The 17,257-nt window shown below is 76.0% G+C and carries 12 protein-coding genes; 5 read left to right on the forward strand and 7 right to left on the reverse strand.

Going from position 1 to position 17,257, the window contains the following annotated elements; genetic code table 11:
- The first annotated feature begins 9 nt into the window (after positions 1-9).
- Entirely contained in the window at positions 10-780 is a 771-nt protein-coding gene (locus ACZ3J7_RS17065; RefSeq protein ID WP_465621477.1) for an AfsA-related hotdog domain-containing protein, read from the forward strand.
- 95 nt (positions 781-875) lie between these two features.
- Here the strand turns inward: ACZ3J7_RS17065 and ACZ3J7_RS17070 are convergent, their stop codons facing one another.
- Complete coding sequence (locus ACZ3J7_RS17070) at positions 876-1,697, reverse strand: SAM-dependent methyltransferase (RefSeq protein ID WP_465621479.1); 822 nt, start codon at positions 1,695-1,697, stop codon at positions 876-878.
- A 154-nt stretch (positions 1,698-1,851) separates the two neighbouring features.
- Positions 1,852-3,423, reverse strand: a complete 1,572-nt coding sequence (locus ACZ3J7_RS17075; protein WP_465621481.1) for a GMC family oxidoreductase — start codon at positions 3,421-3,423, stop codon at positions 1,852-1,854.
- A gap of 206 nt (positions 3,424-3,629) precedes the next feature.
- Here ACZ3J7_RS17075 and ACZ3J7_RS17080 point away from each other — a divergent pair, with 206 nt between their 5' ends.
- Entirely contained in the window at positions 3,630-4,235 is a 606-nt protein-coding gene (locus ACZ3J7_RS17080; protein ID WP_465621619.1) for a TetR/AcrR family transcriptional regulator, read from the forward strand.
- Here the strand turns inward: ACZ3J7_RS17080 and ACZ3J7_RS17085 are convergent.
- The gene (locus tag ACZ3J7_RS17085) at positions 4,150-5,532 is read right to left on the reverse strand and encodes a carotenoid oxygenase family protein (protein ID WP_465621483.1); all 1,383 of its coding nucleotides are present in this window, start codon (positions 5,530-5,532) and stop codon (positions 4,150-4,152) included. The two genes, ACZ3J7_RS17080 and ACZ3J7_RS17085, sit on opposite strands and share 86 nt — an antisense overlap.
- Positions 5,533-5,612: 80 nt before the next feature.
- Between ACZ3J7_RS17085 and ACZ3J7_RS17090 the strand changes: the two genes are divergently transcribed.
- A complete protein-coding gene (locus ACZ3J7_RS17090) occupies positions 5,613-6,254 on the forward strand; it encodes a TetR/AcrR family transcriptional regulator (protein WP_465621485.1) in 642 nt (213 codons plus the stop codon).
- 241 nt (positions 6,255-6,495) lie between these two features.
- Here ACZ3J7_RS17090 and ACZ3J7_RS17095 read toward each other — a convergent pair whose 3' ends face one another.
- Complete coding sequence (locus ACZ3J7_RS17095; RefSeq protein ID WP_465621486.1) at positions 6,496-7,467, reverse strand: hypothetical protein; 972 nt, start codon at positions 7,465-7,467, stop codon at positions 6,496-6,498.
- 217 nt (positions 7,468-7,684) lie between these two features.
- On the opposite strand from ACZ3J7_RS17095, the gene ACZ3J7_RS17100 reads away from it, so the two are divergent.
- Together ACZ3J7_RS17100 and ACZ3J7_RS17105 are read left to right on the forward strand one after the other, a co-directional pair.
- Positions 7,685-8,668, forward strand: a complete 984-nt coding sequence (locus ACZ3J7_RS17100) for a DUF1702 family protein (protein ID WP_465621488.1) — start codon at positions 7,685-7,687, stop codon at positions 8,666-8,668.
- Positions 8,669-8,862: 194 nt separating this feature from the next.
- Positions 8,863-10,155 carry a cytochrome P450 gene (locus ACZ3J7_RS17105; RefSeq protein WP_465621621.1) on the forward strand — a complete coding sequence of 431 codons (1,293 nt, stop codon included), beginning with the start codon at positions 8,863-8,865 and terminating at the stop codon, positions 10,153-10,155.
- A 188-nt stretch (positions 10,156-10,343) separates the two neighbouring features.
- Here the strand turns inward: ACZ3J7_RS17105 and ACZ3J7_RS17110 are convergent, their stop codons facing one another.
- Genes ACZ3J7_RS17110 through ACZ3J7_RS17120 form a run of 3 tightly spaced genes read right to left on the reverse strand, consistent with a single transcriptional unit; the run spans position 10,344 to position 17,208 of the window.
- On the reverse strand, positions 10,344-10,922 hold the full coding sequence (locus ACZ3J7_RS17110) for a flavin reductase family protein (protein ID WP_465621490.1): 579 nt from the start codon (positions 10,920-10,922) through the stop codon (positions 10,344-10,346).
- 5 nt (positions 10,923-10,927) lie between these two features.
- Positions 10,928-11,398, reverse strand: coding sequence for an acyl-CoA thioesterase (locus ACZ3J7_RS17115; protein WP_465621623.1), 471 nt, complete (start codon positions 11,396-11,398; stop codon positions 10,928-10,930).
- A gap of 2 nt (positions 11,399-11,400) precedes the next feature.
- Positions 11,401-17,208, reverse strand: a complete 5,808-nt coding sequence (locus tag ACZ3J7_RS17120; protein WP_465621624.1) for a type I polyketide synthase — start codon at positions 17,206-17,208, stop codon at positions 11,401-11,403.
- Positions 17,209-17,257 lie beyond the last annotated feature (49 nt).

The following is a 17,257-nucleotide window of genomic DNA, read 5'->3' on the forward strand; positions in this document are numbered from 1 at the left end:
GTCCCGACGATGAACGACGGCTCCGACTCCCGCACCCTCGTCCTGGTGGGCGACCGCTTCGCGCCGTTCGCGGCGCACGACCGCGTCACCACCGTGGGCGCCTTCCTGGCCGCGGTCCGCGCGGGCCGCTACGACGGCCCGGGCGGGCCGGTGGTGCTGCGGGTCGGCCAGGGCGTGGACGAGCACGACCTCGCGCTGGTGCTCGGTGCGGTCGACCGGTCGGCGTCCGGCCGGGTGCGGGTGGAGCCGCACGCGGAGGGCGTGCTGCCGGAGGTGCGGGAGGTGCACAAGCGGGTGCCGCAGAACGTGCTGCTCGCGGACGTCCGGCAGGTCGGGGAGGACGTGTTCCGGGCCGACCTGCGGCTGCACAACGACAACGAGCTGGTGCTGGACCACCAGGGCACCCGGCACGTGCAGGGCATGGTGGCGGTGGAGGCGGCCCGGCAGGTGTTCCTGACGGTGAGCGAGCGCTACTACGCGGCGCGCCGGCCGGAGTGGCGCTACAGCTACCTGCTGACCGAGCTCTCCACCCGGTTCGAGAGCCCGCTGTTCCCGGTCGGGGCGACTGTCGAGGCGGTGGTGCTGCGCGCCGACCTGGCCGATCCGCAGCGGCTGGCCTTCAGCTACCGGATCGAGGTGCTGCAGGCGGGCCGGGTGACCAGTTCGACCCGGCTGGAGGCGGTCGCGCTGCCGGAGGGGCAGAGCGATGCGCGCGAGGAGCGGCTGACCGACCGGGTGCTGGCGGGCGTGTTCGGCGCGGAGCGGGAGCCGGCCAGGTAGCGGGCGCGCGACGAGCCGCGCCCCGGCCGCCTGGGCGGTCGGGGCGCGGCTCGTGCCGGTGGAGCGGGGCGGGCGGGTGGAGCGGGGCGGGCGGGTCAGGCCTTGCGGGCCAGGCCGCACCACATCGGCATCGGGCGGGGCCCGGCCTCGCCGGGCTCGGGCCGCCAGTCCGGCAGTTCGACGACGCCGGGCTCGACCGGCTCCAGGCCGGCGAAGTACAGGTCGGCGGTCTCCTGCTTGGTCCGGCGCACCACCGACTCGCCCCACTGCTGGTTGAGCAGTTCGAAGGCCTCGTCCATCGCGGCGTCCTCGCCGACCCGGGCGAACTGGGAGAAGGCGACGTGGCTGCCGGACGGGACGGCGTCCACGATGCGCTTCATCAGCTCGGCGGGGCCCTGGTCGTCGGGGAAGAAGTGCAGGATGCCGAAGAGGATCACGCCGATCGGCTGGTCGAAGTCGAGGACGGTCCGGGCCTCGTCGAGGATGCGGTCGAGGTCCTTCATGTCGGCGTGCAGGTAGCGGACCTCGTCCTCGGGCAGGCCGGCGAGCAGGTGGCGGGCGTGCGCGACCACCACCGGGTCCTTGTCGACGTACACGGTGCGGGCGTCGGGGACGACGGCGCGCGCCACCTGGTGGGTGTTGTCCATCGTGGGCAGGCCGGTGCCGATGTCGAGGAACTGCCGGACGCCCGCCTCGGCGACCAGGTGGCGGACGATCCGGACCAGCGCGCCGCGCGCCGCCTGGATGTCGACCCGGACGTCGCCGCCGGGCCAGGACGCGAAGGCGTACTCGGCCGCGGCCCGGTCGGCCGGGAAGTTGGCGGTGCCGCCCAGCATCAGGTCGAACACCCGGGAGACGTGCGGGACCTCGGGGTCGACTCCCTCGATGCTCCCGGTCGCCGCGTTTTCCACTGCCATGTCCGTTCCTTTCCGAAAGGCCGCACCGAGAGGGCGGGCAGGTGTTTTCCGGTGGCGTGAGAATTGTCCCGCCGCGGCCGTCCCGGGATTACTCCGAGAATGCCCGGCGTGCTTTCCGTGCTGCGCTTCCCGCTTTCCGCTCCCCGGTCCGGGGTCAGGCGGACCGGAGCGCCTCGGCGACCCGCTCCCCGATCAGCACGGTGGTCAGCGCGATGTTGGCGCACACCATGGACGGCATCACCGAGGCGTCCGCGACGTGCAGGCCGCTGACGCCGCGGACGGCCCCGAACTGGTCGACCACCGCGTCCGGGTCGTCGGCCGGCCCCATCCGCAGGGTGCCGGCCGGGTTGAAGGCGGTGTCGACGGTGGTCTCGACGTACTCTCGCAGCCGTTCCTCGTCGTGGACGGCCTTCTCGTCCAGGGCCACCACCCGTTCGGCGTGCGCGCCGATCCCGGCCGAGTTCGCCAACTGCCAGCAGGTGCGCACCGCTTCGGCGAACAGCCGGTGGTCGCGCGGGTCGGTGAGGTAGCCGAGGTCGACGCGCGGGGCGGTGCGCGGGTCGGCGGAGGTCAGGGTGACCCGGCCGCGGGAGTGCGGGCGGCGGACCACCGCCATGATGCCGAACACGCCGTCGGTGCCGGCGTCGGCGCGCAGCCGCGGGAAGTGGTGGGCCAGGTTGAAGTGGTTGACCATCGCGTAGTACATGTCGTTGAAGCGCTCCGCGCCGGTGCCCGCGGCCTCGGCCGGGGCGGTGGTGCGCAGCACGATCTGGCCGGTGGAGGCGCGCTCGTCGGCCGCGCCGGGCCGGGGGGTCAGGAAGACGCCGATCCGCGGCTGGTCGACCAGGCCCCCGCCGACGCCGGGCAGGTCGACCCGGACGGGGACGCCGAGCTCCGCGAGGTGCGCGGCGGGGCCGACGCCGGAGCGCAGCAGGACGGTCGGGGAGCCGATCGCCCCCGCCGCGAGCACGACCCGGCGGGCCGTCAGGACGCGTTCGGTGCCGCCCTCCAGGATCCGCACGCCGCGGGCGGCGCCGTCCTCGACCAGCACCCGGTCGACCAGGGTGTCGGGGACGACGGTCAGGTTCGGGCGGTCGGCGGCGGGCCACAGGTAGGCCATGGCGGTGGAGACGCGTTCGCGGGCGTCGCGGCGGTTGGACGGGATCGGGCCGACGCCGGTGGACAGCGGGTGGTTGTGGTCGGCGACGTAGGGGTGGCCCGCCTCCAGGCAGCCGTCGAGGAACAGGCGCTGCACGGCGGTGAGTTCGTCGGGGCGCCAGCGGCGCACCGGGATCGGGCCGCCGGTGCCGTGGTGCGGCTCGGCGCCGAAGTCGAGGTCGTCCTCCAGGGCGCGCAGCCGGGGCAGCGACTCGTCCCAGCTCCAGGCCGGGTTGCCGAGGGCGGCCCATTCGTCGAGGTCGGCGGGGGTGGCGCGGATCATCACCGTGTTGCCGACGGCGGAGGAGCCGCCGGTGACCTTGCCCTGCGGGAAGGCGGTGCGGCGGTCGGCGGTGAGCTGCGCGGACAGGCCCCAGCCGTGCTGGGCCAGCGACATCGCGTTGCCGTTCAGCAGGTCGGCGGGGGTCCGCTCGCGGGTGGCGTAGTGCGGGCCGGCCTCGACGAGGGCCACCCGCCGGGAGCCGTCCTCGCTGAGCCGGGCCGCGACGACCGCTCCCGCGGTGCCCGCCCCGACCACGATGTCGTCGAAGGTTTCTGAGGCGGTCATGCGCTGCTCCCCGGTCGGTGCGGTCGAATTTCCCCGCACCGTATCGCCGGGCGTTGGGCGCGCACTTCTCGCGGATTGCCCGGGAAATGCGGTTCGCCCTCGAACTCCCGTGTTCGACGAGGCCGCCGGCCCGGCCCGGCATTCTGGGAGAAGCCGGAACGCCGGTCGGCGGGTGACGCTCGGCGCGGGAGGTGAGCGCCGTGCGGATGACAGCGGACCAGCGGCGGGAGACGGTGGTGCGGGTGGCGGTCGGGGTGTTCGCCCGGCGGGGCTTCCACGCCGCCACGACGACGGAGATCGCGGACCGGGCCGGGGTGTCGCAGCCCTACCTGTTCCGGCTGTTCGCCACCAAGCGCGAGGTGTTCCTGGCCGCCGCCGACCTGGCGACCCGCGAGGCCGCCCGGGCGTTCACGGCCGCGGCCGAGGACGCCCGGGGCGCGGCCGCGCTGCGCGCCGGGGAACGGGCCTGGCGGCGGATGGTCGGCACCGGGAGCCCCTTCGCCTTCCAGTGGCAGTTGCACGCGGCGGCGGCCTCCGACCCGGTGATCCGGGCGGCGGCGGCCCGGCACTGGGGGGCGCTGTGGCGGACGGTGGCGGCGGCGACCGGCCTGCCCGACCCGGCGCTGGCGGCGTTCTTCGGCCGGGTCCTGCTGGTGGGCGCCACCACCGCGCTGCGCCCGGAGCCCGGGCCCGGCGGCGGCGCCGCGCCGCCCCCGGGGGCGGCGCTCACCAGCGCGACGGCACCCACTGGGCGTGGAAGCCGTGCGGCACCCGCACCGGCAGCGGCACGGTGGCGACCGGCGGCCCGGTGAAGTCGGCGGTGTCCACCACGACCAGTTCGCCGAGGTCGGTGGCGGGGTCGTGCACCAGGGTCAGCAGCCAGCCGTCCCCTTCCGGGGCCAGCGCGTCGCGCGGCACGAAGACCGCCTCGCCGCCCTGCCGGCCGTCGGCGAAGGCGTGCCGGTCGGTGCGGCCGGTGGCGAGGTCGTGGCGCAGCAGCGCGGGGCCGCACAGGGCCGCGCCGAGGCCGGGGGCGAGTTCGACGGTGAAGGCGTAGCGGTAGGGCAGTCCGGTGCGGCGCTCGTCGATCCGCGGGAACTCCTGCACCCGGCCGTCGAGCCGCCGCTCGACCACGGCGCCCTCGCGCGGGTCGAGGGTCCAGCGCCACAGGGCGGGGGCGGACTCGCTGGGGTGCAGCCGGTCGCGGTCGAAGGCCCGCTCGTGCCGGATCACGTCGACGGTGATCCGGCCGTCGGCGTCCTCGAAGGCGTTGACGGGGTGGAAGACGAAGCAGGGCGGGACGTCCAGCCACAGCGCGGCGGCCCCCGGGCGGCCGCGCGGGACGATGCCGATCCGGGCGTCGCGGTCGGGCTGCCAGCTGTAGGGCGCGGGCGAGCCGGCCCGGGCCTCGGCGGGGTCGTGGGCGACCGGCAGGTCGAACAGGACGGCGTGGCGCTCGGTGAGCGCGAAGGCGTGCATCCAGGGGCGGCCCTTGACCGGTACGGGCAGCGTCTCGCGGACCCGTCCCCCGACGTCGACGGTGAGCAGCAGGGCGCGGTCCCCGGCCGGGTCGACGGCGACGGCGTGCAGTTCGCCGGTGACCGGGTCGGTGAGCGGGTGGGCGCAGAGTCCGCCGGGCAGGGTGCCGTCGAAGTCGGTGCGGGCGAGGGTGCGCAGTTCGGGGTCGAGGACGAGGGGCAGGGTGGCGCCGTCGGTGACGGCCAGGGTGCGGCCGGCGTGGTGGACCAGGTTGGCGTTGACGTCGCCGTCGAGGCCGCCGCGCGGCCCGGGGGTGGGCAGTTCGCCGAGGGCGCGGCTGGTGGCGCCGTCGCGCAGCCAGCGGTTGCGGTACCAGTGGGCGCGGCCGCCGCCGAGGCGCAGTCCGTGCGCCATGCCGGCGCCGGCGAAGGCGTGCTGGACGGCGGGGTCGTGCTCGCCGCGGGCGTTGGGGCCGATCCGCAGGAAGGTGCCGTCGAGTTCCGGCGGCAGGGTGCCGCGGACGGTCAGGTCGGTGTGCGTGGTCTCTTCGGTCACCGGCCGGTAGCCGGATCCGAGCAGGTGGGTCGTGCTGTGCGGGTGGCTCGTGGTGTGGCCGGTGATGCCGGGCATGGTCGCCCCCTCCAGTCGATAGCACCGTTACATAACGCCGTCATTGATTAGGGTCACAGGTGGCTGACATACTGTCAAGGGTGAGCCCACGCAAGGTCGACCCGAATCTCGGCGCCCATCTGATCGAGGCGGCGGCCCGCCTGCTCAGCGAGGAGGGCCCGGCCGCGCTCTCCACCCGCAAGCTGGCGGCCACCGTCGGCACCTCGACCATGGCGGTGTACACCCACTTCGGCGGGATGGACGACCTGGTCCGGGCCGTGGTCCGGGAGGGCTTCACCCTGCTCAACCGGCGCCTGGAGGCCGTCGAGGAGACCGACGACCCGGTCGCCGACGTGGTCGCGCTCGGCTGGGCGTACCGGGCCAACGCCCGCGAGCACCGGCACCTCTACAACGTGATGTTCGGCGGCTCCAGCCTCAGCGGCTTCTCGCTCACCGACGCCGACCGGCAGCACGGCCGCTACACCCTGGACGCCCTCGTCCGGGCGGTCAAGCGGTGCGTGGCCGCCGAGCGCTTCCTGCCCTCCGACCCGGAGCTGGTGGCCCACCAGCTCTGGATCGCCCTGCACGGCCTGGTCACCCTCGACCTCGGCGGCTACCTGGTGGAGCCGTTCACCGCGGACGCCTGCTTCGAGGCGCAGGTCTGCGCCATGGTCCTCGGCGCCGGGGACGACCCGGCCCGGGCCCGGGAGTCGGTGGCCCTGGGAGCGCTGCGGCCGGTCTGACCCCCTCGGCCCCGGGCCCCGGCGGCGGCCCGGGACGGCGGAACGGCGGCGGGGGCCGGCCCCCGGGGGGGGGCCGGGGCCCCCCCCCCCCCCGGGGGGGGGGGGGCGGCGCGGGGGGGGGGGGGGGCGGGGGGCCCCCCGGCGCCCCGGGCCCCGGGGGGGGCCGGGGGCGGGGGCCGGGGGGGGGGCCCCGCCCGGGGGGGGGGGGCGGGCCCCGCCCCCGTCGCGGGGGGGGTGCGCGCTACGCGTTCCAGGGGGCCTTCGGCCACCAGATGTAGTCGAAGTTGCCGAGCAGCCGGACGTCCCAGTAGATCACCGTGAACGCGCCCGCCACCAGGAACGCGGTCGCGGTCAGCGTCGCCGCCCGGCCCGGCTTGGTGGCCAGCCAGCGCTGCACGGGCCGGCCGAAGGCGAAGGACAGCAGCAGGAACAGCACCGCCATCACCAGGATGTTGCCGATCGACTGGAGCGAGAACGCCACCGCCCCGTACAGGGGGTTGTGCTCCTGCGCCGCGTGCCGGAACAGGTTGCGGAACAGCGGGTAGGGGCGGCCGATCAGGAAGCCGCCGACCAGCGCCCCGACCAGCACCAGCGGGGCGTTGGGGAACCGGCGGGCCACCCGGGCCAGCGGGTCGGGCAGCACCCCGGCCGCGGCCAGCCCGATCACCACCATCACCAGGCCGATCACGCCGAACACGATCATCGCCTGCAGGATCCGGGGCGAGATCATCCCCGGCGTGGACTTGGTCGCGAACTGCGGCATGTGGGTGCCCATCAGCCCGACCAGCACGCCGTAGGCGGCGGAGACCGGCAGCATGCCGACCGTCAGCCAGCCCAGCGGGCGCAGCGCGTGGGCCAGTCGCTGGCGGCGGGTCAGGTTCATCTGCCCGACCAGCGGGCCGACCGCGCCGAACACCGCCACGTTGCAGGCCGTGAACGAGCCGGCCAGGCCGGAGACGAAGGCGAACAGCACGCCCGCGGCGATGCCGCTCAGCGGGGTGGACTTGGCGTCGTGGCCGAGCAGGTGGTTGGCGGTGGTGAAGCCGATCTCGTCGTCGGCCAGCTTCGAGGACCAGGCGTAGGCGAGCAGCAGGCCGCCCAGTAGGCCCAGCAGGACGACCAGGCCGCGGCGGCGGGGGAACAGGCCGTTGACGAACAGCGAGGTGGCGCGCGGCGGCGCCTTCACCGTCCGGCCCGTGATGGTCTCGGTCACGTGGGGTCTCCTCAGCTCACAGAGGGCCGCCCCTGAGGAGGCGTCAGGGGCGGGTCGCGCGCGGGGCGTGACAGAGTGTCGTGGATCGACCCGGCCCGGTGACTACTTCCGTGTTGCCCGGCATCGGCACGGTCGGAGTAGTCCCGCACCGCGCGGCACCCAAGCATGTAAGCGGAGAGCTGCGGCCATCCGGGCGCGCGGCGGGCGGGAGGCAGTGATGAGCGGAGGCTGGCGGGCGGTCCGACGACGCCTGTTGACACCGAGCCACAACGAGACGAAGTTGTCGACCAGGGGCTTCCACCTCAAGGACGAGGCCGCGCGGACCAACCTGGAGACCGTGGGCGGCACCTTCCTGGACGGCTACGCGATCGCCGTCGAGGCGCGCGACCAGGACGAGGCGCACCACCGGCTGGAGCGGATCCCGGTGCGCTACCGGGGCTTCGCCTACGAGGGCGCGGCGATGGGCCTGGCCATGCTGGACGGCCTGCCGCTGCCCGGCTCCGGCCGGGTCGCGGAGTTCCTGGCGGGCCACGGCGCGCCGCACGACTACATGGTGCACGTCGGGGTCGGCTGGGCGATGGCCCGGCTGCCCCGCTTCCGGTGGGCCTCGATCGCGCCCGCCGACCCGCTGCTGCGCTGGCTCGCCCTGGACGGCTACGGCTTCCACCAGGCGTACTTCCGCACCGCCCGGTACGTGCACGGGCACCACCGGGAGGTCGACTTCCCCTGGCCCGGCGACGGGACCCGGCGCTACGCCGGCAACGCCATCGACCAGGGCGTCGGCCGGGCCCTGTGGTTCATCGGCGGCACCGACCCGGCCGTGGTCGCCGACCTGGTCGACGGCTTCCAGGCCGACCGGCACCCCGACCTGTGGGCCGGGGTCGGCCTGGCCGCCTGCTACGCCGCCGGGGCCACCGACGCCGAACTGCGGCTGCTCCTCGACCGGGCCGGGGCGCACCGGCCCCGGCTCGCCCAGGGCGCGGCCTTCGCCGCCACCGCCCGGGTGGAGTCCGGGCTGCTCACCGAGCACGCCGAGGCCGCCACCGGGGTCCTCTGCGGCCTCACCCCGCAGCAGGCCGCCTCGGTCTGCGCGCAGACCCGGCCGCGACCGGTCGTGGACGGGGAGCTGCCGGCCTACGAGGTGTGGCGGCTGGCGATCGCCGAACGGATCGCCAGCGGCACCGCCGGGGCCCGCTCGTGACCGCCGGACCGGCCGCCGAACCCGGCCCGGCCGCCGGACCCGGCGCGGAGGCCGCCGCGCCCGTCACCGGCCCGGCCACCGGTCCGGCCACCGGGCCCGCCGCGAAGGCCGCCGTCCGGCCGGTCGGCGGCGGCGGCGCGTCCCGGCGGCCCCCCGGCCCGTCCCGGGCCACCACCCCGGTGCTGCTGGCCCGGATGGCCTCCGACCGGCTGGCCGTGATGACCGGGGCGGCCGCCACGTACGGCGACGCGGTGCGCCTGCCGCTCGGCCCGAAGACGCTGTACTTCTTCAACCACCCCGACCACGTCCGCCGGGTGCTCACCGACAACAACGCCAACTACCACAAGGGCATCGGCCTGGTGCACGCCCGGCGGGCCCTCGGCGACGGCCTGCTGACCAGCGAGGGCGAGCTGTGGCGCGCCCAGCGCAAGGTCATCCAGCCGGTGTTCCAGCCGCGCCGGGTCAACCGGCAGGCCGGGGCGATCGCCGAGGAGGCGGTCCGGCTCGCCGAGCGGCTGCGCCGCACGGCGGGCACCGGCCCGGTGGACGTCCGGCAGGAGATGACCTCGCTCACCCTGGGCGTGCTCGGCCGCTCGCTGCTGGACGCCGACCTCGGCGCCTACGAGTCGATCGGCGAGGCGTTCGAGATCGTCCAGGACCAGGCCATCTTCGAGATGATGAGCCTCAGTTCGGTGCCGTCCTGGGTGCCGCTGCCGCTCCAGCTCAGGTTCCGCCGGGCCCGCGCCGAGCTGGACCGGATCGTCGGCGAGCTGGCCGGCGAGCGGGAGCGCCGGCCGGCCTCCGACGGGACCCGCGACGACGTGCTGTCCCGGCTCGTCGACGCCACCGCCGACGAGCGCGACCCGGTGGCGCGGCGGGCCCGGATGCGCGACGAACTGGTCACCCTGCTGCTGGCCGGCCACGACACCACCGCGAGCACCCTCAGCTGGACCCTGTACCTGCTCGACCGGCACCCGGAGGTCGGCGACCGGGTCCGCGCCGAGGTGGACGAGGTGCTCGGCGACCGGCTGCCGACCTTCGAGGACGTGCACCGGCTCACCTACACCTCGATGGTCCTGCAGGAGGTGATGCGGCTGTACCCGGCGGTGTGGCTGCTGCCCCGCAAGGCGCTCGCCGCGGACGAGGTCGGCGGCTTCCGGGTGCCCGCCGGGGCCGACGTGGTGCTCTGCCCCTACACCCTGCACCGGCACCCGGAGTTCTGGGACCGGCCGGAGCGCTTCGACCCGGAGCGCTTCGCCAAGGGCCGTTCGGCGGGCCGCCACCGCTACGCCTACGTGCCGTTCGGCGCCGGGCCCCGGGTCTGCGTGGGCAGCAGCCTGGGGATGCTGGAGGCCACCGTGGTGCTGGCCGTCCTGCTGCGCCGGCTGCGGCTGTCCCTGCCGCCCGGCCACCGGGTGCGGGCCGAGCCGATGCTGACCCTGCGGGTCAAGGGGGGCCTGCCGATGACGGTGCGCCCGCGCGACTGACCCGCCCGCCCGAGGGCCCGGACCGCCGACCGCGGTCCGGGCCCTCCGGCGTTCCCCCGCCGCGGCGCCGGGCCCGCGGTGCGTGGTGCGCGGTGCGGGAACGCCGGACGCCCGGCCGGGGTCTCCCCGGCCGGGCGTCGTGTCGGTGCGTGCGCGCGGTGCGCGCGGTGCGTGCGGGTGGTGCGGCGTCAGCCGGCCAGTCCGGCCAGCCCGGCGAAGGCGCCGCCGTGGTACAGCAGCGGGTCCCGGCGGGCGGAGCGGCCCGCCCCCAGCACGGTGCCGACGAAGATGGTGTGGTCACCCCCCTCGTGGACGTCGGCGAGCCGGCACTCCAGCCACGCCTGGACGTGGTCCAGCACCGGCGCCCCGGTGTGGCGGCCGCGGGTGTGGCCGATCCCCTCGAACTCCCTGGCCCCGCGCGGACGCCGGTGGTCGGCGAAGTGCCGCGCCACCCACTCCTGGTCACGGGCCAGCACCGAGACCGCGAACGCCCCCTCGGCCAGCACGGCCGCGTGGACCGCCGCCGACTTCACCACGCACACCAGCACCTGGGCCGGTTCCAACGAGACGGACGTGAAGGAGTTGGCGGTCATGCCGCACGGCGTGTCGCGCCCGGCGGTCAGGACGGTCACCCCGGTGGCGAAGCGCCCCAGCACCCCGCGCAGCGCCCGGGGGTCGCGGACGTCGGACTCGGGCGCCTCCGCCGGGAGCGGGGGCAGGTCGAGCGCGCCGGGCAGCGGTGCGGAGGCGGACGGGAAGGAGGACATCGCGATCACCCCACGGTGGTGGTGCCGGTCAGGGAGGGCGCCGCCGGGCGGACGGCGTAGGGCTCCAGGGCGAGCCGCAGCGGCTCGGGCACCCTGGTCGGGCGGGTGTCGGTGTTGGGGCCGCGCATGCAGGCGACCCGCTGCTGCCCGCGCGCGACCAGGTACTCGGCGCCGTCCGGGGCGATCCGGACGTAGTCGAAGGTGAAGGCGACCTGGGTCTGGGTGAGGTCGGCCAGCCGCATCCGGATGGACAGCTCGTCGAAGGCGGTGATCTCGGCGAAGAACTCGCAGTCCACCTTGAGGGTGAACAGCTTGAGGTCGGCGCGGACGTCCGCGAGCACCTCGGGGGCCTTCTCCAGGAGGAACATCTCCCGGCAGCGCCCCTGCCAGCGCAGGTAGTTGACGTAGTAGACGTTGCCGACCAGGTTGGTCTCCTCGAAACCCACCAGGTGGCGGTACTCGTAGTAGTCCGGCACGGTCACCGGTCCCCTCCCGTCAGGACGGTGAAGACCACCGGGTCGGCGACGCCGTCCAGGGCCGTCACGAAGCTCACGATCCGGTGCGCGCCGCCGCGGAGCGCCACCCAGCCGGCCGGGAGCCCGGGGGCGTCCTCCAGGCTGAGCGCGGCAACCGCGTGGCCCGCCTTGCGCAGGGTCTCCACCGCGCCCCACACCCGGGTCGCGGCGGTGCCGTGCGGCTCGCCGCGCTCGGCGGCCAGCAGGTCGGCCAGCGCCGCGCCGTCCGGGCCGAGCAGGCCCTGCCAGGTCTCGGCGGTCCGCTCGGCGGCCGGCTCGACGTCGCAGGTGACGGCCTGGTCGGCGACCACGGTGAAGGTGACGCCCGCCGCGTGCGAGGAGGAGATCCGCCGTCCGTCGGCCAGTTCGGGTCGGCCGTCGGGGCGGTGGTGCACCTCGGTGGTGCGGCCGAGCGCCCAGCTCGCCGCCTCGGCGGTGCGCCGGCGCCGGTCGGCGACCGGGCCGCCGGAGCCCTCGCCGCCGGGCAGCACCACGCACCGCACCGGGTGGCCGAGCGCCGTCTCGACCCGCCGCTCCAGGAACGGGCCGAGCAGGGCGGGCAGCCAGGGGCCGGTGCCGTCCTGCTTGCGCACCGCCCGCAGCAGCAGGCCCTCCCAGCGCTCGACCAGCAGGCCCTCGGCGTCGCGGACGTCCAGGTCGTAGAGGTAGCTGTCGCCGTCCCGGGAGCGCTCGCGGGCGTCCAGGAACAGGCGGCGGCCGGTGCGCGCGGCGCCGGCGTCGGCCAGCCGCAGCCGCTCGACGCTGACCGGCAGCAGGGTCGCGTCGGGGACGCACGCCTGGATGGAGTGCATCATCGCGTCGCGGGTGCCGGGGTCGGCCAGCAGCAGCTCGTCGGAGTGGTAGCCGGCGAACCAGTCGGCGCGCGGGGTGTCGTCGATCTCGGCGAGGCAGTGCCGGGCGGCGAGGTCGCGGTAGCCGAGCAACCGCTGGAAGCGGTCGCCCTGGAACAGCACCGGCCCGTACAGCTCGCCGGGGGTCAGCGGCAGTCGCGGCACCTCGTCGGTGACCGGCGCCGGCTCGTCCTCGGGACGGTCGGTGCCGAAGCGGAGCACGGCCCGGAAGTGGTCGGCCCGGAAGCCGGTCTCGCCGCTGCGCACCACCGCCTCGACGGTGTCGGGCCCGGTGGCGAGGACGGCGACCCGCAGGGTGGTGGCGCCGTTCACCGGGACGACGACGGGCCGCAGGAAGCGCATGTCCTCCAGCACCGGGGTGCCCCGGTGGCCGGTCAGGGCGGTGGCCGCCTGGGTCATCGCCTCCATCCCGAGGACGGCGGGGAAGAGCAGGTCGCCGTCCAGCAGGTGGTCGGGCAGGTAGCGGTCGCCGCCGCCGGTGAGTTCGGCGTCCACCACCAGCTCGACGCCGGGGTAGTGCACCTGGGGGCGTTCCAGGAAGCGCAGCAGCGGCAGTTCGGCGCGCTCCAGGGTGATCGTCGGCAGGCCGCCCGCGCGGCCCATCACCACCAGCGCCGGGTCGGTGCCGGGGGTGGCGAGCAGCCGGCCGAGCAGGGCGACGCCGTCGTCGGCGGGGATCGGTTCGATGCCCTCGCGGACCAGCGCCTCCAGCACGCCGAGCCGCTCCCCCATGCCCGCGCCCGACCAGACCGACCACTCCAGGGCCAGGCAGCGGCAGTCCGGGTAGTCCTGCTGGAAGCGCACGGTCAGTTCGGTGAGCCAGTCGTTGGCGGTGGCGTAGTCGGCCTCGCCGCGCAGGCCGGCCCGGCCGATGATGCTGCCGAAGGTGACGAACAGGCGCAGCGCGGCCGGGTCGACGGCGGCGAGGACGGCCTCCACGCCGTCGATCTTGGTGGCGAGGGTGCGGCGGAAGGACGCCTCGTCGAGGGTGGCGAGCGACTGCGGCTCGTTGCGGCCCGCGCCGTGCAGCAGGCCGGTGACGGGGCCGAGTTCCCGGGTGATCTCGGTGACGGCGGCCTTGACCTGGTCGGCGGAGGTGACGTCGGCCCGGGCGTAGTGCACCCGGACCCCGGCGGCGGCCATCCGGGCGAGGTTGTCGGCGAGTTCGGTGTCCCGGGCGGGGTCGGAGCGGCCCATCAGGCCGATCGCGGCGCCGTTGGCGCCGGCGAGGGCGATGGCGCACTCGGCGGTGATGCCCTTGCCGCCGCCGGTGACCAGCAGGACGTCCTGCGGGCCGAGTTCCTGGTGCGCGGGGTCGGGCCGCAGGTCCACGGCGCGCAGGACGGGCACCCGGCGGGTGCCGTCGGCGTCGTAGTGGACCTCGCTGAAGGCGGTGGTGGCGGCGGTGTCGGCGGCGATCCGGGCGCTGAGGAGGTCGGCCCGTTCGGGCGTCAGGTCGTCGTCGAGGGGCAGGGTGACGACGGTGACCGGGATGTCGGGGGCCTCCAGGTGCAGGGTCTTGGCGAGGCCGGCCGCGCCGCGGCGGTCGCCGACCGCGAGCAGCCGGGTGCCGGCGGCGCGCCGGGTCGGGTCGAGGGCGGCCCGGGCGGCGTCCAGCATCAGGCCGAGGTGGCGCTGGTCGCAGTCGCGGGGCAGGGCGAGCAGGACGCCGTCGCCGGGGCCGGTGGCGGTGAGCCGTTCGGCCAGCGCTCCGGCCAGCGGGTGCCGGTCGGTGGCGAAGACCTCCCAGCGGCCGCCCGGTCCGGCCGCGGGGGCGGGCGGGGCGGTCTCGGTCAGGTCGACCCGGAACGGCCGCACCCAGGGCGCGACGCCGGGCGCGGCGGCCGACTGGCGCTCGGAGTCCGGCGACTGCTGGGCCAACTCGTCGAGCAGTTCGGCGAGTTGGGCGAGGGTGGAGGTGGCGAAGGCGGTGGTGACCATCGGGGCGGTGATGCCGAGCTCCTGGGCGGCCTGGTTCATGATCTGGCCGACCGTGATGGAGCTGAGGTGGAGTTCGTCCAGCGGGTTGGCGGACGGGTCGACGGTGTCCACGGGCAGTTCGGCCCGCTCGGCGGCCAGCCGGATCAGCACCTCCAGGCTGGAGGCGCCCTCCGCCGCCGGGGCGGCGTCGGCGGCGGTGTGCTCGGCCAGGGCGGCGGGCCGGGGGGCCAGGGCCCGCTCGGCCTGCGCCAGCACGAACTCCTCGTCGCCGGACTCGCACGGGCTGGCGAAGAAGCTGAACTCCTTGTCGAGCGGCAGCGGCCGGGTGAAGCGGTCCGCGAACAGCTGCTCGTGCCGGACCGGCGCGCCCATCGTCCAGGCGGCGGCGACGGTGCCGAGCAGGCCGGCCAGCGACGGCGCGTCGGCCTCGGTGGCGACCGCGGGCACGGCCGGGAGGACGTCGGCGGCCAGCGACTTGAGGATCTGGCCGGGGCCGACCTCGATCAGCAGGTCGACCTCGGGGGCCATCGCCCGCAGCGCCTCGGTGAAGCGCACCGGTTCGACGACCTGGCGGGTCAGCAGGTCGACCACGTCGGTGTCGGCGGGCAGCGGGCCGCCGGTGACGGTGGAGACCAGGCCCGGGCCGACCGGGCCGAACGCCTCCTGGGCCAGGTGCGCGGCCAGGCCGGCGGCGGCCGGGGCGACGGCCGGCGAGTGGAAGGCGTGCGAGACCTGGACCCGGCCGACCCCGACGCCCTGCCGGGCGGCCAGCGCGCAGACCCGGTCGACCGCGTCGGCCGGGCCGGAGACCACGGTCTGTCCGGGGCTGTTGTAGCCGGCGATCACGACCGGTTCGCCGACGATCAGCGCCTCGGCGAGCGCGGGGCCGGTGGCGAGGGCGGCCATGGTGCCGCCGCCGTCGCTGGCGGAGGCCATGATCCGGCCGCGGGCGGTGGCCGCCCGCAGCAGGGTGTCCTCGTCCATGGCGCCCGCCCAGTGCAGGGCGGTGAGTTCGCCGAGGCTGTGGCCGGTGGCCCGGACGGCCTCGATGCCGAGCAGGTCGAGCACCCGCAGGCCCGCCACCGAGGCGGCGACGATGCGGGGCTGGGCGACGTCGGTGGCGACCTGGTCGCCGTCGGTGGGCAGGTCCAGGTGGTCGTAGAGCTCCTCGGCGTGGGCGAAGCGGCGGCGCAGCGCCCCGCCGTCGCCGCGCCGGCCGGCGCCCTGGCCGGGGAAGAGGAAGCCGATCCTGGGGGTGCGTCCGGCGCTGCCGAGGTAGAGGCCCTGGGCGGGGCTGAGGACCGAGCGGGCGCCGGAGTCGAGCAGCTGGACCAGCCCGGCGAAGCGTTCCACGGCCTGTTCGGGCGAGGCAGCCAGCACGGCGGCGCGCAGCGGCCGGTCGGCCAGGTCGCGTTCCAGGGTGGCGGCCAGGTCGCCGAGTTCGGCGTAGGAGAGCTGGGCGGAGAACTCGCCCAGCCGGGTCGCCTTGGCGCGCAGTTCGGCGGGGTCGGCGCCGTCCAGCAGGAACAGTTCGGTGTCCTGGCGGGAGGCGACCAGGCGGCGGGCGGCGACGGGCACGGCGGTGCGCAGGACGCCGTCGGCGTGCTCGACGACGACGTGCGCGTTGATGCCGCCGAAGCCCATCGAGGAGATGCCGGCCCGGATCGGGGCGCCCTGGGGCCAGAGTTCGGCCCGGTCGGGGACGCGCATCGCCGGTGCGGGGCCGGTGAGTTCGGCGTGCGGGTCGACGTGGCTGGTGGCGGGCGGGATGACCTGGTGGCGGACCGCGAGGATCGCCTTGAGCAGGCCGGCCACGCCGGCCGCGGCCTTGGTGTGGCCGAAGTTGCCCTTGACGGTGCTGAGCGCGGCGGGCGCCTGCGCGCCGGCGGCCCGGCGGGCCTCGGAGAAGGCGCGCAGTTCGGTGGCGTCGCCGACGGCGGTGCCGGTGCCGTGGCCCTCGAAGTAGCCGACCGTCTCGATGCCGAAGCCCGCCGCGCGGTAGGCGCGGGCCAGGGCGAGGCGGTGGCCGCTGGCCTCGGGGCGGGTGATGCCGCCCTTGCCGTCGGAGGAGTAGCCCCAGCCGGGGATGGTGGCGTAGCGGAACCGGCCCTGGGCGCGGGCGTCCTCGTCGCGCATCAGGACGACCATGCCGCAGCCCTCGCCGGGCCAGAAGCCGTTGGAGCCCTTGTCGTAGACCCGCATCTCGCCGGTGGCCAGCGCGCCGGTCTTGGCGAAGCCGATGACCTCGAACGGGTCGATGCTCAGGTCGACGCCGCCGGCCACCGCGACGTCCATCCGGCCGTCGACCAGGGCGTCGCAGGCGGTGGAGACGGACAGCAGGGAGGAGGAGCAGGCGCCGTCGACGGTGAAGCCGCCGCCCTTGAAGTCGAAGTGGTTGCAGATCCGGCCGGCGATGGTGTTGGCCAGGCCGCCGGCCAGGGTGTCCTCGCCGATCGGCGGGAAGGCGCTCTTGTAGCGGACCTCCAGGCCGTCCAGGAAGGCGGCCAGCGCGGTGTCGTCCCAGCCCTGTTCGCGCAGTGCGGCGCCGACGGTGCGGCGCACGTACGGCCAGCGCAGGCGCATCAGGTTGGCCCGGCTGAACTCGCCGGTGAGGGTGTTGCCGATGACGACGCCGGTGTTGGCGTCCTCCAGGCCCTCGCCGAACGGGAAGCCGGCGTCCTCCAGGGCGCGGGCGGCGGTGTCCAGGGCGAGCCAGTGGGTCATGTCGGTGGCGCGGAAGGTGCTGCCCGCGACGCGGTGGCGGACCCGGTCGAACTCGAAGCCCTCGATGACGGCGGCCTTGGCGCTGTAGAAGCGGTCGGGCGCGGTGGGGTCGGGCGAGTAGTAGTCCTCGGCGCGCATCCGCACGTCGGGCAGGCGGCGGAAGGCGCGGCGGCCGGCCAGCACGTTCTGCCAGAGCTGTTCGGGGCTGTCGGCGTCGGGGTAGCGGCAGGCCATGCCGACCACCGCGATCCGCCCCCGGCCGCCCGGTTCGTCGGTCTCCTCG

Source organism: Kitasatospora sp. NPDC015121 (assembly GCF_055562955.1).

Bases quoted from the DNA above. Each gene is read 5' to 3' on its own strand.
- ACZ3J7_RS17065 (WP_465621477.1), top strand. From the start codon at position 10: ATGAACGACGGCTCCGACTCCCGCACCCTCGTCCTGGTGGGCGACCGC.
- ACZ3J7_RS17070 (WP_465621479.1), bottom strand. From the start codon at position 1,697: ATGGCAGTGGAAAACGCGGCGACCGGGAGCATCGAGGGAGTCGACCCC.
- ACZ3J7_RS17075 (WP_465621481.1), bottom strand. From the start codon at position 3,423: ATGACCGCCTCAGAAACCTTCGACGACATCGTGGTCGGGGCGGGCACC.
- ACZ3J7_RS17080 (WP_465621619.1), top strand. From the start codon at position 3,630: ATGACAGCGGACCAGCGGCGGGAGACGGTGGTGCGGGTGGCGGTCGGG.
- ACZ3J7_RS17085 (WP_465621483.1), bottom strand. From the start codon at position 5,532: ATGCCCGGCATCACCGGCCACACCACGAGCCACCCGCACAGCACGACC.
- ACZ3J7_RS17100 (WP_465621488.1), top strand. From the start codon at position 7,685: ATGAGCGGAGGCTGGCGGGCGGTCCGACGACGCCTGTTGACACCGAGC.
- ACZ3J7_RS17105 (WP_465621621.1), top strand. From the start codon at position 8,863: ATGGCCTCCGACCGGCTGGCCGTGATGACCGGGGCGGCCGCCACGTAC.
- ACZ3J7_RS17110 (WP_465621490.1), bottom strand. From the start codon at position 10,922: ATGTCCTCCTTCCCGTCCGCCTCCGCACCGCTGCCCGGCGCGCTCGAC.
- ACZ3J7_RS17120 (WP_465621624.1), bottom strand. From the start codon at position 17,208: ATGGCCTGCCGCTACCCCGACGCCGACAGCCCCGAACAGCTCTGGCAG.